We start from the raw sequence: 24,615 nt of genomic DNA, 5'->3' as shown, positions 1-24,615 counted from the left end.
GACGGCTCAGCCGGCGGCGGGGACGCCACCGTGAGAAAGACGGGGCAGCCGGCGGAGGCCGCTCTCCCGGGTGCGGAGAGGAGACTCAGTCGACGGGCTCTTCGGGGACGTTCTCCTGGTAGCCGAGTGCGCGCAGCGAGGCGCGGATCCGGCGGGCGGCGTCGTCGAGCACGGCGGGATCGGGATCGGTCTCGGCCTCCCGCAGGTCGAAGAGCTCCTCCGACCAGGCCGGGAACACGTGCAGGTGCAGGTGCGGGACCTCCAGGCCGGCGATCAGCAGACCCATGCGCGGGGCGTCATACGCGGCCTTGGCGGCGCGGCCGATCTTCTGCGAGACGTCCGCGAGGTGCGTGAAGGTGGGGGTGTCGATCTGCTCCCAGTGGTCGATCTCCTTGCGCGGGATCACCAGGACGTGCCCGGGGGTCACCGGGTTGATGGTCATGATCCCGACGGCCTGGCCGTCCTTCCAGACGAAGCGGCCGGGGAGGTCGCCGTTGATGATCTGCGTGAAAATCGATGCCATGGCTTCAGCCTAGTGTCCCGGCGCGGGACTGGGGAGGTGCCGCCGAACTCGCCCCGGCGATTCGGGTCGAAGGCCCCACCGCGACACCTCCCCGCCGTCCGGGAGCCGGGTCATTCCGCCGCATCGAGGCGCGGCAGCGTGAACCAGAACCGGGCTCCGGCGCCCGGTGCGGAGTCCACTCCGACGCGGCCGCCGTGCGCGGCGACCAGGGCCGCGACGATCGACAGACCCAGCCCGCTGCCCGACGACGGCGAGGTCCGCTGCCGCGACGGGTCCCCGCGGTAGAAGCGTTCGAAGACGCGCTGCGTCTCCTCCTCGGCCAGGCCGGGACCGTCGTCGACCACCTCGACCCGGGCCTGCGTCGCGTCCCCGGACACGGCGACGGTAATCGCCGTGCCGACGGGCGTGTGCACGATCGCGTTGCCGATCAGGTTCCGCAGCACCTGGGTCAGGCGCGCGGCATCCCCGTCGACGACGGGCCCCGGCCCGGCCCGGCGATCCACGACGATCTCCCGTTCCGGCGCCGCCGCCCGCGCCGCGGCCACCGCGTCGTCGACCAGCCCGGACAGTTCCACCGGCGACTTGTCGAGGGGACGCTGGGCGTCCAGTCGCGCCAGCATCAGGAGGTCTTCCACCAGCAGGCTCATCCGGTCGGCCTCCGCCGAGATCCGGGCGATGCCGTCGGCGGGGTCGGGCGTCATGCCGCTGCCGATCAGTTCGGCGAAACCCTTGATGGAGGTCAGCGGGGTGCGCAGCTCGTGGGAGGCGTCGGCGACGAACCGGCGCATCCGTTCCTCGGAGGCCCGGGCCTGCCGCTCCGACGATTCGGTGGCCGCGAACGCCGACTCGATCCGGCCGAGCATGATGTTGAGCGAATCGGCCAGGCTCGCCACCTCGGTGCCGGGCCGCTGCGGCGGCACCCGCTGTTCCAGGTCTCCGGCCGCGATCGAGTGCGCGGTCTCCTCCACCTGCCGCAGCGGCCGCAGCGACGAGTGGACCAGCAGATAGCCCGCCCCGCCGATCACCAGCACCACCAGGAAACCGATCCCGGTCTGCAGCCAGATCAGCCTGCCCAGGGTCGCGTCGACGTCATTCAACGGTGTCGCGACCGTCACGTCGATGACTCCGTCGGAGGTCCGGACCACCCGCCAGTCGGGTCCGGTGCCGATCGACCCCACGGTGACCGGCCCGGTGGTCCCGGCGGCACCGGATGGCAGCCCGGCCAGGTCGGGCGTCCAGTCGTAGTCGTTGGTGACCAGGCTCCCGATCGCGCTGCCGTCCACCTGGACGAAGAAGTTCGACGGCGGGCGGCGCGGCCCGGGGCCGCGCGGGGTGTCGTCGTGCCGCGGCGGAGCCGGGCGCGCCCAGGTGGCGGTGGCCTGAGTCAGGCTCTCGTCGACCCGGCCGACCAGGTCGGCGCGCATGGCCGAGGTGACCGCGATCCCGGAGGCCACCAGTCCGGCGATCACCAGGGCGAGCGTGAGCAGCACGAGCGAGACCCGCAGCGGGATGCCCCGCCGCCGCGGCGCCGGAGCGACGGCGGAGGACGCCGAGGCCGTCATTCCCGCGGCTCGCGCATCACGTATCCGACACCGCGCAGGGTGTGGATCAACCGCTTGGGCCCGGTGTCGATCTTGCGCCGCAGATACGAGACGTACGACTCGACGACGTTCACGTCGCCCCCGAAGTCGTAGTTCCAGACGTGGTCGAGGATCCGCGGCTTCGAGAGCACCGTCCCGGCGTTCACCATGAAGTATCGGAGCAGGGTGAACTCGGTCGGCGAGAGCGCCACCGGTTCGCCGTTCTTGAACACCTCGTGGGTCTCGTCGTCGAGCTCCAGATCGGCGAAGGTGATCCGGGTGGGCTCGCCGCCGTCGTCGCCGAAACCGTGCCGCCGCAGCAGCACCTCGATCCGGGCGACCACCTCTTCCAGGCTGAACGGTTTGGTCACGTAGTCGTCGCCGCCGAGGGTGAGGCCGGTGACCTTGTCCTCCACCGAGTCCCGCGCCGACAGGAACAGGGCGGGCGCGGTGACACCGTCGGCCCGCAGTCGTTTGAGCACGCCGAACCCGTCCATGCCCGGCATCATCACGTCGAGCACCACCACGTCCGGCTTCGCCGCACGCGCCAGGTCGATCGCGTTGGGCCCGTCCTTGGCGACGGTGACGTCGTAGCCCTGGAACTTCAGCGACACCGAGAGCAGTTCACGGATGTTCTCCTCGTCGTCGACGACGAGGACCTTGGCGGCGCGGGTGGAGACGGAAGCACTCATGGTCACCATGATCCACCGAGCCCCTGGACCCTGTCTGGAGACTTCCTGTGAGGTCGCTGTCCGTGTCAGTGCTCCGCGGCCGCGACGGCGTCGAGCTCCACGAGCTGGCCGGGGTAGGGCAGGGCGGTGACGCCGAGGACGATCGCCGGCGGGGTCTCCGGGAAACCCGCGTCGACGGCCTGCCACACCTGCCCGAGCACCGCCGGATCGGCGGTGGCCACGTACACGGTGAGTTTGGCGATGCCCGCGGGCGAGGCCCCCGCCTCGTCGAGCACCGCGGCCAGGCACTCCAGGCAGCGGTGCGTCTGCTCCGTCGCGTCGCCGACGCCGACGATCGCGCCGTCGTCGTCGAGCGGCGAGATGCCTGCGGTGAAGACCGTGGCCCCGGAGGGCACGACGGCCCCGTGCACGAACCCGCCGTCGTGCAGGCCGGGCGCCCGGAAACGCCGGACCGCTCCCCCGCTCACCGGAAGCTCAGCACGTCGGAACCCCACGCGCGCAGGAGGTTGCGGTCCAGTTCGCTCACCGCGGTGTCGGTGGCCCCGATCAGCAGCGAATGCTGGTCGGCGGAGGTGTAGGGCTTCCACTCGGCGTCCGAGTCCACCGACGCCGGGTCGCCGTTCGCCGCGAAACCGAGCCAGCGCTCCTGCATGCGGCGGCGGACCCGCAGACCGGTCTTGCGGCCGCCCAGCCGGTAACTGATGTCGAGTCTGGTCGACGCCGGGTTGCCGAAGACGTACGGCAGCTCGGTCGCGTGGGTGGCGCCGATGCCGAGCATGCGGAAGAGCGGCGTGGCCCAGTCGTAGCGGTAGAGGTACACCGGCGCGCGCCGGCTGTGCGCCTCCGCCGTCCACACCGCGGGCATCCGGAAGGCCAGGTCGCGGGAGATCCCCATGAACTTCTGGCCGCCGCGCCCCGGGATCCGGGAGTCGGCGCCGTAGGCGATCGCCACCTCGTCGTCGCCCGGGATGGCGAGTTCGGGCTGTTCCTGCGCGATCAGCTCGAACATCGCCGCCACCTGCTGCTCGGTGACCGGCATCAGGGGCGCCTTCATCCACTTGAACAGCGAGGTCTCGTCGCGGTTGGTGCCGATCATCAGCGGGACGTCGTGCGCCTGGCCGTCTCGGATCGCGGCGATCGGGTCCCGGGGCAGCAGATCGCCGTCGATCATCGGGGCGTAGGCGATGGTGCCGGGGAACTCCACCGGCACCCGGTTGAAGACGCGGGTGCTGGCCGAGACGAGGGCCGCCACCGGGAGACGACGCAGCTGTTCGGGGGTGGCTCCGGCCGGCGCGTGCACCTCGTCGAGGAACAAGTCGGTGTGGCGGGCGCCGCGCTCGCGGTCGTAGACGCTGGTGACCGGCGAACTCTGCGCGATGGCCCGCGCGAAGAGCCCCTTCGCCTCCGGCATCGCGAGCAGCGAGGTGACGACGCCGCCGCCCGCGGACTCGCCGAACACCGTCACCCGGTCGGGGTCGCCGCCGAAGCGCTCGATGTCGTCGCGGACCCAGCGCAGCGCCTGCACGACGTCGGAGAGCCCGCAGTTGGTGTCGAAGGCGCCGTCCGCGCCGGGGAGGTCGCCGAACTCAGTGAAGCCGAACGCCCCCATCCGGTAGTTGAGGGTCACCACGAGGGCGGGCGTGTCCTCGTCGATCGAGGCCCGGACCAGCGCGGTGCCGTCGTACATGGGCTGCGAGCCGGAGCCGCAGATGTAGGCGCCGCCGTGCACCCAGACCAGGACGGGATGACGCGCACCGGACTCCGCGGCGCCCGCGGGCGACCAGATGTTCAGGTACAGGCAGTCCTCGTCGGCGGTGGTCCCCGCGCCGAGGTCGATGATCGGCATCACCGGCTGCGGGCAGACGCCGCCGAACGCGGTCGCGTCCCGCACCTCCGTCCACGGTTCGGGGTCGCGGGCCCGCCGCCAGCGCAACTCTCCGACCGGGGGCGCGGCGAAGGGCACCCCCTTCCAGACGTCCACCCCGGACGACTGGGCACCCGCCACCGGGCCGAACACGGTATCGACGATCAATGCTTCCTCGCTCACGCCTTCCAGTGTGCACCCGGTCGGGGTCCGGCCGCGGCCGTCCGCTCACGCGTCACGGCACCGCTCGCACCGTGCCAGCGAGCGAGCACGATTGTCGGCACCTGCTGATAGCTTCCGTGCATGAGCGTTCCCCTGATCCTGCGCGACGACCCGTTCACCGAGGCGACCGAGATCGACCTCCCCGACGGGGTCCCCACCGTCACCGAGTTCGCCGAGGCGATCACCACCGCCGACCTGCCGTCGGTCTTCGACGCGGGATTCGGCGCGCTGGCGCCCGCCGGCCCTGTCGGTCCCGGCTACGCGCTGTACTCGGCGCCGCCGAACGGGATCTTCGATCTGGAGATCGGCTTCCCCGTCGTCACCGCCCCGGAGGGCTTCACCGCGAGCACCTTCCCCGCCGGACGCGCCCTGATCCTGAGTCATCTCGGCGGCTACGACGGCCTCGGCGACACCTGGGGCCGACTCATGGGGGTGTTCGCCGACCGCGCGCCCGGGGACCTCAAGCTCCTCGGCGAGATCTACGTGACCGACCCGTCGGTCACCGCGGCCGCCGACATGCGCACCAACCTCTTCGTCGTCTACTGATTCGTCATGTGCGGGGAGGACGCGGTCGCGTCGTCCCGCACCGGGCCCCGCCGACGGCGGCACGCCCCGGCCCGCGGACCTCAGCCGAGTGACTCCCGGTGTCCGGAGTCGGCGTACCGAGACCGGCCGGAGGGATCACTCGGCTCAGCGGCGGCGCAGCGCGTCGATCCGGTCGGCCACGTCCAGCGCCGTCGACGGCACCCGCCCCGACAGGTTCAGGCAGCTCGCGACCAGGGCCGCCTCGTCGCGGGCGAGGGACGGCGCCGGCGACGGCGGGTTCGAGAGCGCCGCACGGATCGCGAGCATCGGCTGGGCGTCCGGGATCGCCCCGTACACGCCGGTGCCGGTGAGCACGAAGTGCAGGCAGGCGCCCAGCGACCAGACGTCGGTGGCGCGCGACGGCGTGCCGCCGGCGAGCAGCGACGGATCGACGTACTGCACCGAGGTCGGCTGGACGAAGCTGGTGATCGGCTCGTCGGTGGCGAGCACCCGGGAGAGTCCGAGATCGCAGATCCGGCCGCCGCCGTCGGTGATCATCACCGAAGCCGGCGTCACGTTGCCGTGCGCGATCCCCGCCTCGTGCAGGTCGTGGACGCCGCGTGCCGCATCGGCCAGCGCGGCGAGGGCGGTGTCGCGGTCGACGCGCCCGGACGCATCGGTCCGGTCGGCGTGCGGCGCCGCGAGCGAACCCGCCGGGAAGTACTCCATCGCGTACATGAACCGGCCCTGGAGCACCGCGTCGTACAGTTTCGCCAGGTACGGCGACCGGACCGCCGCGAAGGCCCGCAGTTCCCGCACGCCGCGCCGGTAGGCGTCGTCGCTGCAGAGCCCGCCGAACACCTTGACCACCACCCTGTCGTCGGACAGACCCAGACGCGGCGGCGGGACCGCCAGATAGAAGGTGCCGTTCCCCGCCTCGCCGAGACACTCCAGAACGGTGAAGTCGGCGAGCCTGTCCGGTCGGTCCGGTGCGGTCATGTCAGTGTCCCTCCGCGGTGAGGCCGGCAGATGTCATCGCGTCGGCTCCGAAGCGCTGCGCGAGTCGATCGCCCAGTCCTTCCTCGCTCACGCGGGTTCCGTCGTGTATCCGGTAGGCGGCGGGGCCCTCGTCCCCGACCACGCCGAGCAGCGCATCCCCGTCGTCGTGCAGTCCGGCCCCGGCCACCTCGACGGCGACGCCGAGCGCGGCGACGGGCTTCAGGTCGGCCAGCATCCGCCTGCGCGACGACGACGTCTCCACCAGCAGCCCGCGCCCGGTGCGCAGCGCGAGCTCGGCGGCCACGATCACCGCGGTCCGGCCGCTGCGGCTGTCCCCGGTGCGGCACACCAGTCTGGTCGAGTCCCCGGCGGCCTGCGCCTCGTCGACGAGCACGACCGGTGCGACGGTCAGCGCCGTCGCCCACCCGTCCGCGCCGGCGTCGAGCACGATCACATCCGGGGAGCCGTCGTCGGCCATCTCCTCCAGATCCGCGGACGGGTCCGAGGTGAAGCGGCACTGCACCGCGACCGACCTCGCGCCGGGGACCCGGCGGCTCAGCGCGTCGAGCGTCTCGACGGCGGCGGCCATGCCCGCGAAGTCCGGGAGCCCGGACATCGCATCCGAGTCACCGGCCGCTCGCCGCGGCAGGACCCCGGCGAGGATCACGTCGGCCCCGACCCCGGTGGCCAGGAGCGCGGCGTGCCGCTGCGCGAGACGGTCCACGTCGTCGTCGAGCCCGTCGATCACCATCATCACCCGGGTCGCCGAACCCGCGGTCAACGCACGACGCTCCACCGCGGCGATGTCCTTCTCCACCACGTCCGGCGGGTAGACCACCGCGAGCAGCGGCCCGGCCATCGCCGTGGTGACCAGGGCCATCACCACCATCATCGCGAACAGTTCGTCGCTGAGGACGCCCAACTCCCGGCCCGCGGTGAGGATGACGAGTTCAGTGAGCCCGCGCGTGTTCATCAGGACCGCGACGGCCGACGCCTGACGCGCCGGCATCGCGCTGAGCCGGGCACCGAGGTACGCGCCGGCGAACTTGCCGACGCACGCCACCGCGATCACGGCGAGCAGGTGCAGCCACCCGTCGCCGCCGATCCCGCCCAGGTCGACGCTCAACCCGGTCACGACGAAGAACATCGGCAGCAGCAACACCACCACCGTCTGCTCCAGCCGCTCCAGGATCTCGTGCATCAGCGCTTCGCCGCCGGCCTTGGGCATCACGACACCGAAGACGAACGCGCCGATGATGGCGTGGATCCCGATCCACTCGGTGGCCGCGGCCGACAGGAAGATCCCGATCAGGACCACCGCGAGCATGTGCGGCGTGCACCGACCGGCGCTCTCACGCCAGGCGACCAGGCGCGCCAGCAGGGGCCGGACCAGCACGAACATCACGAACGTGTAGATCAGCGTCAGCCCGACGATCTTCGCCACCTCGATCGGGCTGCCGCCCTGGATGATCGCGATGATCAGGGCGAGCGCGCTCCAGGCGATGATGTCGTCGACGGCGGCCGCGGCCAGACCGAACGCGCCCACCGCGGTGCGCGACATGTTCCGGTCGGTGAGGATCCGGGCGAGCACCGGGAACGCCGTGATCGACATGGCGATGCCCAGGAACAGGCACATCCCCAGCTCGTCGATCACGACGCCGTCCACCTCGTCGTGCCGGGGGTACAGCAGCATCCCCAGTCCGACGCCCAGCGCGAACGGCACCGCCACCGAACAGACCGAGATCGACGCCGCGGCGCGTTCCCGACCGCGGACCAGACGCATGTCCAGTTCCAGGCCGACGAGGAACATGAACAGGACCAGGCCGAGCTGCGCGATCGCCGACAGCAGCGGCCGCACGTCGGTCGGGAAGAGCCAGGCCGAGGGGTCCCCGGGGAGCATCCCCAGCAGGCTCGGTCCGAGGAGGATGCCCGCGGTGATCTCCCCGACCACCGCCGGTTGGCGGCAGGCCTGCGCGATCCGGCCGCCGATCCGGGCGGCCGCGATCACCACCGCGACGTCGAGCAGGAGGAACGCCGCCTCCGGGGCCGCCATCAGAGCCTCGCGTGCGGGGACTCGAAGGTGAGCAGTCGGGCGCCGATCCGGATGCGCGACCCGGGCACCAGTTTGCGCAGCTGGTGCGGGAGCAGCCGCAGCTCCCGGCTTCCCGGACCCGGATCGGTCACGTAGGTGCCGTTGATCGACGCGAGGTCGACGACGAAGACGTCCCACTCGACCAGTCTGACCTCCAGGTGTCGCCTCGACACCGCACCGCCCGCGTCGTGGACGACGATCGACTTCATGTCGGACGGCTGTCCGCCCGGGACGACCAGCGGCACGCGGCCGATCGCGATGTCGGTGTCCAGGGAGAACACCTCTCCGCTGTCGAGCAGCAGCCAGCCCAGCGAAGGACGCTCCCCCTCCACCGGGATGGTGGTCAGCTGATCCATCCGGATCCCGCAGGCGCCGCAGATCCACGCGTCGGGATGGTTGAGGTGCCCGTTGACGCAGCGCACCCCGATCACCTTCGCTCGGCTCCGCTCCGCCGGAGCGGGCGGCGGAGTCAGCGGAGCGACGGGAGCGGCCACCGGCAGCGGAGCACGCGGCGGTCGCGGCGGAGGCACCGGCGCCCGCCCGCGGACCGGCGTCCCGGTCGTCCCGGGTCTGGGCGTCGTGGGCAGCGGCCGCGAGGGCGGCGGAAGCGGGGCCCGTCCGCGGATCGGCGGCCGGTCGTCCCGGGTGAGCGGAAGCGGCGTGGGGGACGCACCGGGGTCCGGTCTCGACGACGAGCCGGGGAAGGGGTCGGGGGCGAGCGGGGTGCTGACGAACGGCTCCGGCGCCGCGGCCGGATCCGTCACCGGTCCGGTCGGCTCCGTCGTCGAGGCGTCGTCCGGGGTTTCCGGAATGTCCGGGGATACGGCCTCCGGGTTCGACGACGTGTCGGCGGCCTCCGGCATCGACGCGCCGACCACTGGTTCGCTCGACGTCGACGTATCGGCCGACGACGCATTTGCCGGCGGTGCTGCGGCCACCGGTGCAGCACTCCCCTGCTCCGGGGTCTCCGGGGTCTCCGGGGTCTCCGGGACCACCTTGCCGAGCGCGACGGCCGGCGGAACGACGTCGCGCGGAACCGGCACGAGCTCCTCACCGGTCGACTCGTCGTCCGGTGCGCCCGGGTCGACCGCCGCGCCGCCCCGCGCACGCTGTTTGCTCCGGCGGTACTCGGCGAGTTCCCGCTGCACGCGTTCGAGGGCCTCGGTGTAGAACGACGTCACCCCGGACTCCTCCGGCGAGTGCAGCCGCGCCCCGGCGGAGGGCACCGCGCCCTCGACCAGATCGAAGCGCTCCGCGCCCGCCGGGTCGGGGACGGCGTCGTCGGTGAACAGTCCCAGACCTAGGAACGGCCACGGGATCGCCCGCTCGAAGGGATGCCGTCCGATCGGTTCCACCCGGCGGCCGTCGATCTCGCCGTAGACCCTCCCGAGGAGGAAGAGGGTGATCCCGACCTCGTCGGGCGCGGCGAACGCCAGGTCCACGCCGTCGAGGTCGCTGCTCGCCACCAGTTCGGCGACGGCGCGCGCGAGACGGCGGCCGCGTCGACCGCCCTCCGTCGTGGACACCCGTCCGGACAGGTCGAGGACGTCGTCGGCCAGCACCGCCGAGCCCGGGCCGAGGACGCACAGGAAGTCCGGTCTTCGGATCACGACTCCGTCACCCGGCACCAGGGAGACCCGGGCCTGTTCGCCGTCGCGGCCGGGCGTCTCCCCCGTCGATCCGCTCATACGAAGCGGCCTCCTCGGAATCGCTGACGGAGGAAGATCGCCCGCAGCGGACCGTTCAGGACCAGCCACACCAGGATCCAGGTGGTGACGAACTGCACGGCGAACGCCGCGGGCGGCGGCAGGAACCCGGGTAGCGCGAAACGCATGACCAGCCAGAGCACGACGCCTTCGTTGATGCCGGTCAGCAGGCCGAAGAACGTCGGCCAGTCCTTCTCCCAGCGGAACTGCATCAGGAGGTGGTAGATCAGCTCCCACCCGATGCCGAGCAGGATCAGCACGCCGAGGACCACGAAGGCGCTCCGGTAGGCGAGCGCCGTCGACGCCCCTCCGACGGGCAGCAGCGGAGCGATGATCGCCGTCCAGAGACCGCCGATCACGGCGGTGACGAGGATGCGGAGTTGGATCCGTCCGTTCAGAGTCGGCAGCACGTCAGTCCACCCCCACGACCTTCATCCGGCGCCACCACTGCTTCACCGACCGGGCCGGTCCGAGTCTCCGGCAGAAGCCCTGGCCGACGAGGTCGTGGGTGATCTCGTCGGCCGCGATCTGCAGTCCCAGGAACGTGTCGACGCCCGGGAAGTATCCGCCCATCGTCGCCGTGCCGGAACAGTAGATCCGGCCTTCCCCGCTCCGGGTGCCGCGCAGTTCGAAGGTGCGTTCCACATCCATCCGGCCGAGCGGGTTCAGTCCGGCGCCGGTGTGCTCGAGGAGGTCGGCCAGGAGCCGATGCTCGCGCACGTCGGCCTCCAGACCGGTGCAGTCGATCACGAAGTCGGCGTGCACGCCGACGGTGCCGTCGGGCCCGACCGGCTGCTCCACCGGGGCGAGCCGGTCCACCTCGATCGTCGCGTCGACCCCCTGCCCGTCGGGCGAGGGCCGCAGGGACACCGCCTTGCCCACCGCCACCCGGTAGAACCCCTCCCGGCGACCGCGTTCGAGCTGCCTCTGCCAGTTCTTGCGGATCGGAGTGTTGGTGCCGGAGATGTCCTTGTACCACTGGAGGCGGTCGTAGCCTTCGAGCCCGGCAACCCGGTCCTTGAGCTGACCGCCCCACACCGACTTCGGGTAGTTGAACCCCTGGTACGACCAGCCGTGCGAGGCTTTGCGGCGCATCATGATGTGCGGTCCGTGCGCCTTGTCGTGGTAGGTGCGGAACAGGTGGACGATCTGCGTCTGCAGGCCGAGCGCGTCGCGGTCGTCGATCAGGCGCTGGAGCACGCGCGAGGCCACGATCCCCGAACCGCGGATCATCACCGTGCCGGGCCGCGATGCCAGTGACCGGTAGATCTGCTCATGCGGCTCGTACGCGTTCACCACGCGTCCGGCGGCCGCCTGATACCGCTCCCGGAACTCCTGCAGGTCGGGCAGGAACTTCAGGCCCGGATAGCCGACGGCGACGTGCACCCACCGGCTCCGGAAGGCCACCCGCTTGGTGCGCGTCGTGCCCGCCTTCGGGGTGAGGATCGTGAAGTAGCCGCCGCCGTGGCGCCGCCGGATCATCCGGACCTGACCGTTGTGCAGCATGTCGTAGTAGCGGATGCGTTTCGCCTCCACCTCCATCGCGTCGAACACCTGCCCCGCCTTCGGGGTGTAGTAGTTCGCGATGATCGGCTCGGTGAAGACGTTCCACAGCGGACCGAGTCGCCGGTCCTTCCAGGCCTCCTGCAGGGCGTACGACGGGAAGCCCCAGATGTTGTCGGGCATCGACTGCGAATCCGAGCGCAGCCGTTCGCCACGCGGGATCTGCGAGACGCGGGTCAGATACTCGTACGACCGCCACGGCACGTCCTGCGGACCGAGCACCGCCATCTGGTCGGTCGGCACGCCGAAGATCCGCAGGTAGTCGACGGTCACGAACGAACCGATCCCCGATCCGACGGTCACGAACGGAACGTCGACGATCGGGATCCCCGCCGCCTCCACCATCTGATCGGCCCAGACGTCCGTGTCGATCAGACGGTCGTCGAGATCGCCGAGCCGGGCGCCTCCGGAACGCGGCAGCGGCCCCGACGGCACCGGAGGCCGCCCGTGCGGCGGCGGATACGGCGGACGATTCGCCGGATTCTGCCCGTGCATAGAGACAACATAGTCCGGCCGCGGTGCCCGCGTGATGGGACGACACTCCGATCCCACGATCGTCGATACGCATTGGTCCGATCGTGGGACACGGTGATCGCGGTGCGGCGAACCGCTCACCCCGACGAGGCCTCGATCCGCCGGGACGTCGACCCCGACATCGCGCCGTGGTCGGCCGTTGCGAAATACCGGCTGACAAGGGCTGTATTCCCTCGTGATTCCCTCGTGGCCCGCCATTTCGCAACGGCCGACCACCGATCTCCCCGCAGACCCGAATGAACACGCCCGATCACCGGGAGCCCCTCGTCCAACGATCTCGATTCGATGATCCGCCCCTTTGACATATACCGCTTTAAGCGGTATATTTATGGCAGCCGGAAGCTCCGTTGAGCCCTCCCGCCTCAAGATCCGGACTCGCCGACACCGTGCGAACCGGTCACCGCAGAAAGGAATCCACCGTGAGACACATCGTGAGCGGCCCCGGCACACTCGCGACACTCGGCGGCGTGGCACCCCTCGTCATCGCAGGCATCGGCATGCAGAACGGCCAAGCCCTCCTCGTCCCGGTCTGGGCCGCCTGGATCGGCGCACTCGGATTCACCATCGTCAACGCCTCACGCAGGCAGCATGCCTGAGGTCTATCTGTCCCTGCGTCAAGTCGAGGAACACCTCGGCCTGGCGCGAGGTGGCGCGGCGAAGTATCGACTACCAGAGCCTGATGTCGTCATCGGCGCGGTCAACGACGACGGGACGTTCCCGCGCGGCACCAGCCGCGGATGGCGAGTCGAGACCATCGACGCGTGGAACGCGCGACGGCCCGGCCACGGCGGCCGACCACCGAAGAGCCACGACGGCTGACCCCTCGGCGAATTCGTCCACGCACAGCACCTACCCCGACCGCAGAAAGGACTCACCATGCTCAACGATCGAGGAGTCCAGGCGAGCATCACCTCCGGCTGGATCATCGCCATCCTGTCCACCGTGGCCTACAGCCCGCCGATGATCGCCGTCTGGGTCGGCTGGGCCGGGATCACCGCCTGGGCCGTCTACGAGGCACGGCGCAAGCACGCGCGCGCGGCTGAGTCGAGACGCCGCTGCCGCCCGACGTCGTGACCGGCCCCGTCGACGACGGCACGACACCGCTCGACCCCCTGCGCGACCGGCTGCCGGAGACCATCGACGAGTGGAACGCCGACCGGCCGGGCCGCGGCGCCCACAACCGATCCGCACGACCGACACGACGAGGAGAACCCGGGCCGACAGCGTGGCGACCCGGGCTTTTCCAGAGCCCCCTGTCGGGTTCGAACCGACGACCTACGCTTTACAAGAGCGTTGCTCTACCACTGAGCTAAGGAGGCAGGTGCCCTGCGTGCGTGAGTATATCCGCCGTGGTCTGAACCGGATCCTCGGCTCCGCCCGAGCCACCATCGACACCATCGAGCCGGGTTCCATCGTCGTCGCTCCCCGGCGGCCCATCGACCTGCACGACGAAGCCGCGATCACCGAGGTCCTGGACCTGGCGGCCCGGATCGGCGCGGTCCTCCTCGACGCGGGGACGGGCGCCGTCGACACCCTGCACCAGGTGCAGTTCGTCGCCGGCATCTACGGGCTCGACGACGTCGACGTGGACGTCACGTTCAACACCGTCCTCATCTGCGCGCGGCGCGGCAGCACGCTGCCGCCGATCACCGCGTCCCGCACGGTCAAGTACCGATCCCTCGACTTCACCCGGCTCGCCGAGATCGACCGGCTGATCCGGCGGATCCGACGGCGCGCGATCAGCGCCACCTCCGCGCACCGGATCGTCGACGTGATCGTGGAGGCCCCGCACCCGTATCCGCGCTGGGCCGCCACCCTCGGCTGGGGCGTGATGGCGATCGGCGTGGCCGCTTTCCTGGGCGGGTCGTGGCTGGTGGTGGCGCTGTCGTTCCTCACCTCGGTGGTGATCGTGTCGGTGAACCGGCGGCTGAACCAGATCGGCACGCCGCCGTTCTTCCAGCAGGTCAACGGCGGATTCATCGCGGTGCTGCCCGCCGCGCTGGTGTTCGAGCTGACCGAACTCGCCGGCTGGAGCTTCCTCCCGTCGCAGATCATCGCGGCGGGCATCGTGGTGCTGCTGTCCGGGCTCACCCTGGTCGGTTCGGTGCAGGACGCCATCACCGGCGCCCCGATCACCGCGACGGCGCGGTTCACCGAGGTGCTGGTGATGACCGGCGGCCTGCTGGTCGGGGTCGCGATGGCGATCAAGCTGCTCGGCCTGTTCCACGTCTACCTGCCGGCGCTCACCGCCGTGACCCCGTTCGGGGCGTCCGAGATCCCCGCTCGTATCGGCGGCGGCGCCGTCGCGGCCTGCGCCTTCGCGCTGGCCAGCTACGCCGAGACCCGCGCCCTGCCCGCGGCGTTCTTCGCCGGAGCGCTCGGGACGTCGGTGGCCGCAGCGTTGACGACGGTCACCCAGAGCCCGCTCACCGCCTGCGCGGCGGCCGGCTTCACCGTGGGCCTGATCGGCGGTTTCGCCGCCCGCCGCGCACTGACCCCGCCGCTGGTCATCGCCGTCGCGGGCCTCACCCCGCTGCTGCCCGGACTGACCATGTACCGCGCCATGTACGGACTGATGAACGACGATCCCTCGCGCGGCGGCGCCGAGATGGCGACGGCCTTCGGCATCGGGTGCGCACTGGCCGCGGGCGTCACGCTCGGCGAGTTCGTCGCCCGGCGCAGCCGCCGCCCGCAGATCCCGCCGCTGTCCCTGGCCCTGCGCGGCGCTCGTCGTCGTTGATCTTCGGCTCCTCGCGGAAACGACTTGACCCTCCCGCGACGTGAGGCCCGACGATGGTTCCCATGACGACGACACACGACGCGGACGGACCCGGACCCGACGACCGCTGGACGGTCGGCAGACTGGCCGAACTGACCGGTGTCACGGTGCGCACCCTGCACCACTACGACGCCGTCGGCCTGCTGGTTCCCGAGGAACGCTCCCCGGCGGGCTACCGCCTGTACGGTCCGGCCGACCTGGAGCGGCTGCAGCAGATCGTCCTCTACCGGCGGCTCGAACTGCCGTTGGAGGAGATCGCCGAACTGCTCGACCCGGATGCCGATCCGACCGAGCACCTGCGCCGTCGGCGTGCCGTCGTCATCGCCCACCGCGACCGGCTCGACGAGCTGGTGGGCGCCATCGATCGAGCATTGGAGAGAACCATGAGCAAGCGACCCGCCACCGACGCCGAGATGCGCGAGATCTTCGGCGACGGATTCAGCGACGAGTACCAGGCCGAGGCCGCCGAACGCTGGGGCGACACCGACGAGTGGAAGCAGTCGGCCCGCCGCACCGCGGAGTACACCACGTCCGACTGGAGGGCGATCAAAGCCGAGGCCGAGGCGATCAACGACGACTTCGTCGCCGCCAAACGCGCCGGCCTGCCCGCCGACGGCACCGCGGCGATGGACGTCGCCGAACGGGCACGACTCCACATCCACGAGCGCTTCTACGACTGCCCGCCGGAGTTCCACGTGAACCTCGGCGAGATGTACGTGTGCGATCCGCGTTTCACCGCCACCTACGACGACCTCGAGCCGGGGCTGGCTCGGTACGTGCGCGACGCGATCGTGGCGAACGCCGCGCGATCGGGGTCGTGAGCGGCGCGCCCCGTCGTCGTACGGTTTCCCGCCGGGATGTCGCGGACCGGTCTCCGCGCAACCCCCGCCGGCCGTGTCGCGGCCCGACTTCCGTGTCGCGGGCCAACCCGGGCCGCTCCGCCCCGGCCGACACCCGGTCCTCCCCGGCGTGTCGCGACTCCTCTTCCATGTCGCTACCGATGGATGGCGCGCGACATGGAAGAGGAGTCGCGACACGCCGACGGAGTGGGAGTCCGCGCCGACGGCGGGCGTGATGATCCCCGTGTCCCGGGAGTCACGACACGCCGACGGAGTGGGGACCACCGCGGACGGCCGCCGGGACCGGCCCTCGGACTCACCCGTTCAGGCCACCCCATGCGGGCTCTCATCGCCCCAGGTAAGATGGCCCGCATGCCTCCCAAGACTACTGACCTCGTGGACGACGACGAGCTGGATCCCGTCGCCGACGAGACCGCCAACTCGGCCCGCCGCGTCGTCGCCGCGTACGCCACCGACGCCGACGAGTGCCGCATGCTGTTCGCGATGCTCGGCATCGAGCCGGGAGAGACCGACTGACACATGGCGACCACCGAGTCGAACCCCGACCAGCCGGATTCGACACCGTCGGGTCCTGACGCGGCGACCGCGGGAGCCGACTTCGTCGTGGTCGCCAACCGTCTGCCGGTGAACAAGAAGGTCACCGCGGACGGCACCGTCGAATGGACGCGTGCGCCCGGCGGTCTGGTCACCGCGTTGGCCCCGATCTTCGACAAGACCCCCGGCGCGTGGGTCGGGTGGACCGGCAGCGCCGACTCCACCGACGATCCGCACGTCGAGGGCATCGACATCCGCGCGGTACCGCTGAGCAGCGCCGAGGTGGAGGACTACTACGAGGGGTTCTCCAACTCCACGCTGTGGCCGCTGTATCACGACGGTCTGGTGAAACCGGAGTATCGCGCCGACTGGTGGGACGTCTACGTCGAGGTCAACCGCCGGTTCGCCCGGGCGGCCTCCGAGGCCGCCGCCCCCGGCGCCACCGTGTGGGTGCAGGACTACCAGCTCCAGCTGGTCCCGGCCCTGCTGCGCGAGCTGCGCCCCGATCTGAAGATCGGTTTCTTCCTCCACATCCCGTTCCCGCCGTACGAGCTGTTCAGCCAGCTCCCCTGGCGCAGGGAGATCCTGACCGGGCTGCTCGGCGCCGACCTGATCGGCTTCCACCTGCCCGGCGGCGCCCAGAACTTCCTGACCCTCGCGCGCCGGATCCTCGGTCTTCCCGTCTCGTCGGCGCCGGTCGGCGTCCGCACCGACTTCGGCACGGTCGACCTCGGCGAGCGCACCGTCCGGGTCGGCGCGTTCCCCATCTCCATCGACTCCGCGGGTGTCGCGGCCCAGGCCGCGTCGTCGTCCGTGCAGGAGCGGGCCGCGGCGCTGCGCGCCGAGCTGGGTAATCCCCGGCACCTGCTTCTGGGCGTCGACCGGCTCGACTACACCAAGGGCATCGACGTGCGGATCGAGTCGTTGGAGCGGATCTTCGCCGCCGGCCGCCTCAACCCCGCCGACACCGTCCTGGTCCAGCTCGCCAGCCCGAGCCGGGAGAACGTGGAGAGCTACGCCCGACTCCGCGACACCGTGGAACGGACGGTCTCGCACATCAACGGCACCTACGGCACGGTCGGTTCGCCGCCGGTGCGGTACCTGCTGCAACCGGTCCCGCGCGACGAGTTGCTCGCCTACTTCGTCGCCGCCGATGCCGCACTGGTGACCCCGTGGCGGGACGGCATGAACCTGGTGACCAAGGAGTACGTGGCCTGCCGCCCGGATCTGGGCGGCGCACTGGTGCTCAGCGAGTTCACCGGCGCCGCCATGGAACTGCACGAGGCGTACCTGATGAACCCGTACGACGCCGACTCCACCGACGACGCCGTGGTCGCCGCGGTCACCGATCCGCCCGAGGAACGACGACGCCGCATGGCGATCCTGCGCGATCAGGTGATGAACAACGACGTCGACCAGTGGGCGCGCAGCTTCCTGGACGCCCTGACCGGAGAGTGAGTCGGCCGTGAGCGGACACCGAATCGGAGACGAGCTGCGGGCTGCGCTCCGCGACTTCTGCGCGTTGGACCGGGTGGTGGTGGCCTCCGACTACGACGGCTGCGTCGCCCCGATCCAGCCGCGCCCGGACATGGCCGTGCCGAACCCGGCGTCCCTCGCCGCCCTGACCGAGTGCGGCACCCGCGCGGGCACGCTCGCCGCGATGGTCTCGGGCCGGGCCCGCGCCGACCTCGCGGAGATCTCGGGTGCCGACGACGGGCTGACCCTGGTCGGCAGCCACGGAGCCGAGTTCGAGGGCGGCTTCGACGAGCCGCTCACCGTCGAACAGGGCCAACTGCTCGACCGGATCATCGCCGATTTCCGCGGAATCGCCGCGCAGTTCCCCGGCACCAGTGTGGAGACCAAACCGGCGAGCACCACCCTGCACTTCCGCAACGCCTCCCCGGACGACGCCGCGGCGGCCATGACGCTGGCCGAGACCGGACCGGCCGGATGGCGCGGAGTGCACGCCACCAAGGGCAAGGCCGTCATCGAACTCGCCGTGATCGAGACCAGCAAGGGGTTGGCGCTGGACCGGCTTCGTCGTGCCTTCGGGGCCGAGGCGGTCCTCTATCTCGGCGACGACGTGACCGACGAGAAGGCCTTCGCCCACCTGCACCGTCGCGACACCGTCGGCGAACCCGCCGGACGGGACGTCGGGATCAAGGTCGGCGACGGCGAGACCATCGCCGAATTCCGGATCCCCGGCACCGACCAGGTGGCCGAGGTGCTGGAGTTCGTCGCCGCGCACCGTCGCTGACCGGTGTCTCCCCTGTCCTCTGATGAGAGGACTGTCGGACCGGCCGGTTAGAATCCGATCTTGCTATTCCGACCGTCGCGATCACCGCGACCGACACCGAGACGGCTGCTGTTGACCACCACCTCTCAGCCCGACGACGCCGTGCACGACGGCGCGGGATCGAGTGCTGCCGCCCCGTCCGCCGCTGCTCCGAGGAAGGCCGTGAACCGGCTCGCCATGGTGGTCCTCGGGCACGCGGCCACCGAGGACGTCGTGGCGGTCACCGAGACGCGGATCGCCGACGAGACGGAGACGGTAGTGGTCGAGAAGACCGTGGTGAAGGCGGACGCGGACACCGAGGTTCCCGCCCGAACCGTCGCAGCGGGCACACCGATCACGGAGACCGCAGCCGCCGAGGAGCCGGAGACCGCGGCCCCGGCCGATACGGAGACCGACCCGCCGACCGCCGAGGACGTCGTCCCCGACGCGCCGGTCGAGGCGGCCGTCGACGCCCCCACCACCGAGATGCCCGCCGTCGTGCCGACCGCCGGCGGGGAGACCGCCGCCGAGGCCGTCACCGCGGAGTCGGATTCCGCCGCAGACACAGTGATCGACGACGAAGTCCACGAGGATGCCGCGACCGAGGCGCCGACGGAGACTGCGGCGGACACCGGGATCGAGGGCGACGACACCCGCACCACCGAGATGCCCGCCGTCGTCGCACCGGTGGCGACGGCCGACGACGCCGCCCCCGAGCCGGTCGACGCGGCGCCGGTCGACACGGAACGTGCCGACGAGACGCCGGTGTCCGAGGCGCCCGAGCCCGAAGATCCCGCCGACGAGACGCCGACCGAGGAGAGCCCGACCGTCGAGGCACCCGCCGTCGGCACGGAAACGGCGGCTCCCGACACCGAGGACTCGACCGTCGAGAATCCCGTCACCGTCGTCCCGGGCACGTCGAACCCGACCGCGGAGATGCCGACGGTCCAGACTCCCCCGGCTCCGGATCGGTCTGCCCGGGCTCAGCCGACGGCGGAGACTCCCTCCGACGACACCCCCGCCGCCCAGGTCGAGGACTCCCCCGTCACCATGCTCCCGGTCCTCGCGGCCCCCACCGACGACGCCGTCACCCACGAATTCCCGGCCGCCGGCACCCCGGCCGCCGACACCCGGAGCGATGCCGCCCCGGCCACCGGGACTCCCGCCGATCCCGGTCAGCCCGACGGAACACCGATCGGCCCACTCGCTGTGCACACACCGGACGACGGCGCACCCGACACCTCCGAACCGAGTACGACCGAGCCGGAAACCGGTGAACCTGCCGCTACCGGCCCAGTCCCCACCACGGAGATCCACCCGGAAGCCGCTCCGGCTCCGGCCGCGCTCGACGACACCAGGACGACGAACACCGGGGTCGAGAGGCCCGAAGGCACCGGGTCCGCAGACACAGGGTCCTCGGGCACCGGGGCCTCGGGCACGACCCGAACCGATACGCCCCCGCCCCTCGCACCCGGCGCCATCCGCCGCGCACCCGCGCTCGACGGCCTGCGCGGTATCGCGGTCACGAGCGTGGTGGTCTATCACCTCTTCGGCGACGTGATGCGCGGCGGCTATCTCGGCGTCGACATCTTCTTCGTGCTGTCCGGTTTCCTCATCACCTCACTGCTGGTGCGGGAGTTCGGCGCGCACGGCCGGATCTCGATGGCCGAGTTCTGGAAGCGCAGGCTCCGCCGTATCGTCCCGGCTGCGGCGACCGTCCTGGTGGTCGGCACCGCGGCGGCCGGGCTGATGGGCGGCGATGCTGCGGTCAAACTGCCGCAGCAGTTCTTCACCTCGCTGTTCTTCGTGAACAACTGGGGGCAGATCGCCGAATCGCAGAGCTACTTCGCGCACACCACACCGCGGATCTTCATGCACTACTGGTCGCTGGCGATCGAAGAGCAGTTCTACGTGGTCTACCCGCTGCTGTTCACGCTCCTGATGCTGCTGACCAGGAGACTGCGGGTGCGGCGCCGAATGCTCTTCTCGGCGGCGGTCACGGGTCTGCTCATGATCGCCTCGATGGCCGCGATGGTGTGGCTGTACGACCCGGACGTCGACCCCAGCCGCGTCTACTTCGGCAGCGAGACCCATGCCTTCGGCCTGTTGGCCGGCGTCACCCTGGCGTTGATCGCCACCGCTCCGGATCCGACGGCGGTCGATTCGTGGCCGCAGTCGCGCGGTGACCGCACCACCCGGATACTCGGCTGGACGCTCGCGCCGGCGGCCTTCGTCGGCCTGATCGTGCTGCTCTTCGTCCTCCCGGACACCGCGCCGATCGCCTACCGGGGCGGACTGTTCCTGGCCTGTCTGCTGACCGTCGTCGTCGTGCACAACGCGATCCGGGAGAACGGTCCGATCCCGCAGCTGCTGCGGACGACGCCGCTGCCCTGGCTGGGGGCGCGCTCGTTCAGCCTGTATCTCTGGCACTGGCCGGTCGTGGTCTTCATCGGGCAGTGGCTCGGCGGCCCGAAGTCGAACGTCTCCGTGTGGATCATCGGCGGGATCTCCCTGGTGATCTCCCTGGCCCTGTCCGAGCTCTCGTACCGCTGGATCGAGACGCCGTTCCGCCGCCTCGGTCTGCGCGGCGTCCTCGCTCGGATCGCCGAGACCACCCGGCGCGGGGCGCCCGCCGCACTGCTGACCGTCACCCTGGTGGTCACGATGCTGGCCGGGGCCGCACTGCAGTCCAGCCCTTCGCAGTCGGCGCAGGAGCTGGAACTGGAACGGCAGGCGGCACTGCTCAAGAAGACCCAGGCCGATGCGGCGGCGGCCGCGGCCGAGGCCCGGACGAGGCCGGCTTCGGAGCTGCCGCCGGGCACCGACATCACCGCCGTCGGCGACTCGGTGATGCTCGCGGCGGCGCAGGCGCTGCTGACCCGGTTCCCGGGGATGTTCATCGACGCCGAGGTCTCCCGCCACTACAGCGGCGGCGAACCCGTGATCCAGGCCCTGCGCGCCAAGCGCGAGCTCCGCGAGTACCTCGTGCTCGGCTTCGGCACCAACGGCCAGGCCTTCCCCGGCCAGTTCCATCGCATCATGCGGATGGCCGGGCCGAAGCGGAAGGTGATCGCCGTGGTTCCCTACGGTCTGGTCGACGGCATCCCGCAGGCCGCGCAGCAGCTGATCACCTTCGCCTCACGCTATCCGAACCTCTACCTGGCACCGTGGTGTTCGACGGCCGCGAAGAACCTGCGGCTCCTCGGCCCCGACGGCGTGCACCCCCAGGGTCGAGGCACCGCGCTCTACGCCGACGCGGTGGCCGCGGGACTCAAGCAGGCGGTCGCCGGCAAGAGGGACAAGAGCATCACCTGCCCGCTCTGATCAACTCCGGATCCAGTTCTCGCGGGCGTTGACGCCGCCGCCGGCGGGGAAGGCGCGCACCAGTGCGGACGCGAACTCCGCATTGCGCTTGGCCGCACCGTCGCCGGTGTAGTGGATTCCGTCGGTGAACATCTCCGGCTTCGCCGCGCCCGCCCAGTCGTAGACCGCGAGGTTCGGGTACCGGCTGGCCGCACTCCGCAGCGCGTCGTTGAACGTCTTCATCGCCTCCGCACCGAACGCCTCGTTCTCCGGGTTCGACGATGCCACGGTCGGCCACAGCACCGACTGTCCGTCCAACTGCTTCATGATCCGGTCGATGCGCTCGTCGGCGCCGAGGCCGCCGCCCTTGATGGCGCCCACGTCGTTCACGCCCATCGCGATCACCCAGCAGCCGCGCTTCCCGGCCGCCAGATGCTGCCGGACGGCCTGCTCGGCATCCGGTGTCGGGCCGCCGACGATCGCCCGACTGTTCAGCGCGTCCACCTCCACGTCGGTGACGCCGACGCGCTGGTACTGCGCCGTGGCCGTCGCATCGGCCCCGGACACCACGCCCGCGTCATCTGCCGCGACCGAGGTGGAGTCGCCGATCTGGATCACCCGGGTGCAGGCGGTCTGCCCGTTCGACGGCGTCTCCGGAGTGTCCGGGGCCAGCAGTTGCCCGAGCAATTCGGGAAGGTTCAGGCTCGACGACGAGTTGCCCGCCGAACCGAGACCGTCGGTGTCCGGATCGGCGCCGACCGGCCCGGGGACCGCCAGCAGGAGCGCGGCGCCGATGCCGACCGCACCGGCCGAGATCAGCGTGCGGCGCCGGGACGAGGAAGACGAGAGCTCAGATGATTCAGTCACAATAACCCCACTGAACTACATCAGCCCCACCGGTTTCAAGGTCGGGTCGGTCACGAAACCATCGCGGAATCGGTGAGAGACCCAGAGCCGCAGCCGATGCTCTCCCACCGCGACCTGCACCGACCCCACCGCTGACCGTCTCCCACCGATCCCCGAACCGGGGAGGAACACAGTGCCGAGGCGAGGCGAAGGTCCTCGCGGGGGACGACGAGGATCGCCTCGCCCGTCCTCCGACCGCTCCGCGGGAAGACCGCCCCGGGGCGAGGGTGCCGGGCACCTTCTGCCCCGATCGAGCACCCTCGGCCGAGGGTGCTCGATCGAAGTCGGGGTGTCGGGCACCCTCGGCCCGAGGGCGGGTCTTCGCGTCGGTCGGGATCTCGACTCCGCTCGATCACCGAGAGGCCTCGATCACCGATTGAGTCCTCTATCACTGAGAGTCCTCGATCACCGGGAGGCCTCGATCGCCGAGGAGTCGCCGATTCCCCGAGTGAGCACACCGGGAATCACCCGTCTGGGTGCTGCGCAGATCAGGGCGCGGTGATTCCGGCGGTCACCGCGAGCGGATCGGCGTACACCGCGGCCAGCGCCACGGCCACCGGGGCCGACTCCGGAACGTGCACGCCGAACCGAGTCGGTGTGATCTCCAGCGGCCACGGCGTGGTGCTCGCCGCGTCGAACGCCGCCTGGATCGGGGCCAGTCCGCGCGGATGCGCCGAGAACGCCGCACCGGCCACGATCACCGAATCGGGATTGATCACGTCGCGCATCACGGCCACGGCCTCTCCCAGCACCCGGGCGCGCGCATCGGCGAGGATCCCCGCGTCGTCGTTCACGCCGAGCCTGGCGGCCGCCGCCTTCAACGCCGCGGTGCCGATCACCGACTGCAGCGGCGCGATCGCCGCGGTGTCGAGCGGTCCGGGGTCCACCGGCAGCGCGGCGATCGAGCCCGCACCCCGGATCGGCTGGTGCACCTCGTCTTCGATGATCATCGCCATGCCGACGGTCTCGCGCGCGTAGAAGAACAGTGCGGCGCCGCGGCGCTGCGGCACCACCTCGCCGCCCAGCAGCAGTTCCGCGGCCGCCATGGCCTGCACGTGCTCGGACACCGACACCGGGACTCCGAGCGTCTCGTGCAGCCGTCTGCCGAGCGGTTCCCCGCGCCAGCGCAGGATCGGGTGGTCCACCACCCCGGTCTCCGCATCGACGGCGCCGCCGAGCGCCGCCCCCGCCCACAGCAGGCGCCTGCCGGAGAACCGGCCGGCGAGCTCGGCGAGACGGGCGCACAGCCGTTCCACGGCCACCGCGGCCCCCTCGTCGCACAGTTCCAGGGTGCGCACGGCGTGGCTGTAGAGGGTCCGGCCGCCCAGGTCGGCGATCACCAGCGCGGTGCGCCGGGCACCGATGTGGATGCCGGCGACGCAGAAGCGGTCGCGATCGAGGGTGAGCGGGATCCGGGGGCGGCCGACACCGCGGCCCTCGACCAGGTCGGGCCGCTCGTCCACCAGCCCCGCGCCGCACAGCGCGGTGATCTGCCGGTTCACCGTGGCCGCCGAGAGACCGGCTCGTTCGGTGATCTCCTCGCGCACCGACGGCCCGCCGACCCGGATCGCGTTGAGCACCAGACTGGCCGGCGCCGAACCCACGCGCAGCCTCGCCGCGACCACTCCGGAGCCGGTCATGGCGTCGAATCTAGCAGT

The 24,615-nt window shown here is 71.2% G+C and carries 22 protein-coding genes and 1 tRNA gene; 10 read left to right on the top strand and 13 right to left on the bottom strand.

Annotation, left to right across the window (positions count from 1 at the left end):
- Window positions 1–85: 85 nt before the first annotated feature.
- The 5 genes from QM809_RS06705 to QM809_RS06685 form a co-directional block, all read right to left on the bottom strand.
- Window positions 86–523 carry an HIT family protein gene (locus tag QM809_RS06705; protein WP_415045026.1) on the bottom strand — a complete coding sequence of 146 codons (438 nt, stop codon included), beginning with the start codon at window positions 521–523 and terminating at the stop codon, window positions 86–88.
- A 110-nt stretch (window positions 524–633) separates the two neighbouring features.
- Window positions 634–2,085 carry a sensor histidine kinase gene (locus QM809_RS06700; RefSeq protein ID WP_415045025.1) on the bottom strand — a complete coding sequence of 484 codons (1,452 nt, stop codon included), beginning with the start codon at window positions 2,083–2,085 and terminating at the stop codon, window positions 634–636.
- Entirely contained in the window at window positions 2,082–2,795 is a 714-nt protein-coding gene (locus QM809_RS06695) for a response regulator transcription factor (protein WP_415045024.1), read from the bottom strand. Before QM809_RS06695 ends, QM809_RS06700 begins: the two co-directional genes overlap by 4 nt.
- 65 nt (window positions 2,796–2,860) lie before the next feature.
- Window positions 2,861–3,262 (bottom strand): RidA family protein, encoded by a 402-nt coding sequence (locus QM809_RS06690; protein ID WP_415045023.1) that lies wholly within the window; start codon window positions 3,260–3,262, stop codon window positions 2,861–2,863.
- Window positions 3,259–4,842 carry a carboxylesterase/lipase family protein gene (locus QM809_RS06685; protein WP_415045022.1) on the bottom strand — a complete coding sequence of 528 codons (1,584 nt, stop codon included), beginning with the start codon at window positions 4,840–4,842 and terminating at the stop codon, window positions 3,259–3,261. The genes QM809_RS06690 and QM809_RS06685 overlap by 4 nt, the downstream gene beginning before the upstream one ends.
- Before the next feature lie 120 nt (window positions 4,843–4,962).
- Here QM809_RS06685 and QM809_RS06680 point away from each other — a divergent pair, with 120 nt between their 5' ends.
- Window positions 4,963–5,427: a GyrI-like domain-containing protein gene (locus tag QM809_RS06680; protein ID WP_415045021.1), complete on the top strand. Its 465-nt coding sequence runs from the start codon at window positions 4,963–4,965 to the stop codon at window positions 5,425–5,427.
- Between the two features lie 144 nt (window positions 5,428–5,571).
- On the opposite strand, the gene QM809_RS06675 is transcribed toward QM809_RS06680, so the two are convergent.
- The 5 genes from QM809_RS06675 to QM809_RS06655 are packed head-to-tail and all read right to left on the bottom strand — an operon-like array spanning window position 5,572 to window position 12,261.
- Window positions 5,572–6,405 (bottom strand): protein kinase domain-containing protein, encoded by an 834-nt coding sequence (locus tag QM809_RS06675; RefSeq protein ID WP_415045020.1) that lies wholly within the window; start codon window positions 6,403–6,405, stop codon window positions 5,572–5,574.
- A 1-nt stretch (window position 6,406) separates the two neighbouring features.
- The gene (locus QM809_RS06670) at window positions 6,407–8,458 is read right to left on the bottom strand and encodes a cation:proton antiporter (protein ID WP_415045019.1); all 2,052 of its coding nucleotides are present in this window, start codon (window positions 8,456–8,458) and stop codon (window positions 6,407–6,409) included.
- On the bottom strand, window positions 8,458–10,185 hold the full coding sequence (locus QM809_RS06665) for an FHA domain-containing protein (RefSeq protein WP_415045018.1): 1,728 nt from the start codon (window positions 10,183–10,185) through the stop codon (window positions 8,458–8,460). Before QM809_RS06665 ends, QM809_RS06670 begins: the two co-directional genes overlap by 1 nt.
- Window positions 10,182–10,613, bottom strand: coding sequence for a hypothetical protein (locus QM809_RS06660; protein WP_415045017.1), 432 nt, complete (start codon window positions 10,611–10,613; stop codon window positions 10,182–10,184). Before QM809_RS06660 ends, QM809_RS06665 begins: the two co-directional genes overlap by 4 nt.
- 1 nt (window position 10,614) lies before the next feature.
- Complete coding sequence (locus tag QM809_RS06655) at window positions 10,615–12,261, bottom strand: hypothetical protein (protein ID WP_415045016.1); 1,647 nt, start codon at window positions 12,259–12,261, stop codon at window positions 10,615–10,617.
- A 458-nt stretch (window positions 12,262–12,719) separates the two neighbouring features.
- On the opposite strand from QM809_RS06655, the gene QM809_RS06650 reads away from it, so the two are divergent.
- Genes QM809_RS06650 through QM809_RS06640 form a run of 3 tightly spaced genes read left to right on the top strand, consistent with a single transcriptional unit; the run spans window position 12,720 to window position 13,374 of the window.
- A complete protein-coding gene (locus QM809_RS06650) occupies window positions 12,720–12,896 on the top strand; it encodes a hypothetical protein (RefSeq protein ID WP_415045015.1) in 177 nt (58 codons plus the stop codon).
- Window positions 12,889–13,119 carry a helix-turn-helix transcriptional regulator gene (locus QM809_RS06645; protein ID WP_415045014.1) on the top strand — a complete coding sequence of 77 codons (231 nt, stop codon included), beginning with the start codon at window positions 12,889–12,891 and terminating at the stop codon, window positions 13,117–13,119. Before QM809_RS06650 ends, QM809_RS06645 begins: the two co-directional genes overlap by 8 nt.
- A 57-nt stretch (window positions 13,120–13,176) precedes the next feature.
- Complete coding sequence (locus QM809_RS06640; RefSeq protein WP_415045013.1) at window positions 13,177–13,374, top strand: hypothetical protein; 198 nt, start codon at window positions 13,177–13,179, stop codon at window positions 13,372–13,374.
- 173 nt (window positions 13,375–13,547) lie between these two features.
- Here the strand turns inward: QM809_RS06640 and QM809_RS06635 are convergent.
- A tRNA-Thr gene (locus QM809_RS06635) sits at window positions 13,548–13,619 on the bottom strand.
- Between the two features lie 11 nt (window positions 13,620–13,630).
- On the opposite strand from QM809_RS06635, the gene QM809_RS06630 reads away from it, so the two are divergent.
- From QM809_RS06630 to QM809_RS06605, 6 genes are all read left to right on the top strand, one after another.
- A complete protein-coding gene (locus tag QM809_RS06630; protein WP_415045012.1) occupies window positions 13,631–15,040 on the top strand; it encodes a threonine/serine ThrE exporter family protein in 1,410 nt (469 codons plus the stop codon).
- A gap of 62 nt (window positions 15,041–15,102) precedes the next feature.
- Complete coding sequence (locus tag QM809_RS06625; RefSeq protein ID WP_415045011.1) at window positions 15,103–15,900, top strand: MerR family transcriptional regulator; 798 nt, start codon at window positions 15,103–15,105, stop codon at window positions 15,898–15,900.
- A gap of 390 nt (window positions 15,901–16,290) precedes the next feature.
- On the top strand, window positions 16,291–16,455 hold the full coding sequence (locus tag QM809_RS06620) for a hypothetical protein (RefSeq protein ID WP_415045010.1): 165 nt from the start codon (window positions 16,291–16,293) through the stop codon (window positions 16,453–16,455).
- A 3-nt stretch (window positions 16,456–16,458) separates the two neighbouring features.
- Window positions 16,459–17,931 (top strand): alpha,alpha-trehalose-phosphate synthase (UDP-forming), encoded by a 1,473-nt coding sequence (locus QM809_RS06615; protein ID WP_415045009.1) that lies wholly within the window; start codon window positions 16,459–16,461, stop codon window positions 17,929–17,931.
- Window positions 17,932–17,938: 7 nt separating this feature from the next.
- Window positions 17,939–18,730, top strand: coding sequence for a trehalose-phosphatase (gene otsB / locus QM809_RS06610; protein WP_415045008.1), 792 nt, complete (start codon window positions 17,939–17,941; stop codon window positions 18,728–18,730).
- A 111-nt stretch (window positions 18,731–18,841) separates the two neighbouring features.
- Entirely contained in the window at window positions 18,842–22,072 is a 3,231-nt protein-coding gene (locus QM809_RS06605) for an acyltransferase family protein (RefSeq protein ID WP_415045007.1), read from the top strand.
- Here QM809_RS06605 and QM809_RS06600 read toward each other — a convergent pair whose 3' ends face one another.
- Window positions 22,073–22,918, bottom strand: coding sequence for an SGNH/GDSL hydrolase family protein (locus tag QM809_RS06600; RefSeq protein WP_415045006.1), 846 nt, complete (start codon window positions 22,916–22,918; stop codon window positions 22,073–22,075).
- Window positions 22,919–23,445: 527 nt separating this feature from the next.
- Window positions 23,446–24,597 carry an ROK family protein gene (locus QM809_RS06595; RefSeq protein WP_415045005.1) on the bottom strand — a complete coding sequence of 384 codons (1,152 nt, stop codon included), beginning with the start codon at window positions 24,595–24,597 and terminating at the stop codon, window positions 23,446–23,448.
- Window positions 24,598–24,615: the final 18 nt, after the last annotated feature.

This window comes from Gordonia sp. (in: high G+C Gram-positive bacteria) (genome assembly GCF_047600385.1).
Taxonomy (GTDB): Bacteria; Actinomycetota; Actinomycetes; order Mycobacteriales; family Mycobacteriaceae; genus Gordonia.
The sequence above is the reverse complement of the archived record's forward strand: the minus strand, read 5'-3'. Positions and strand labels throughout refer to the sequence as shown.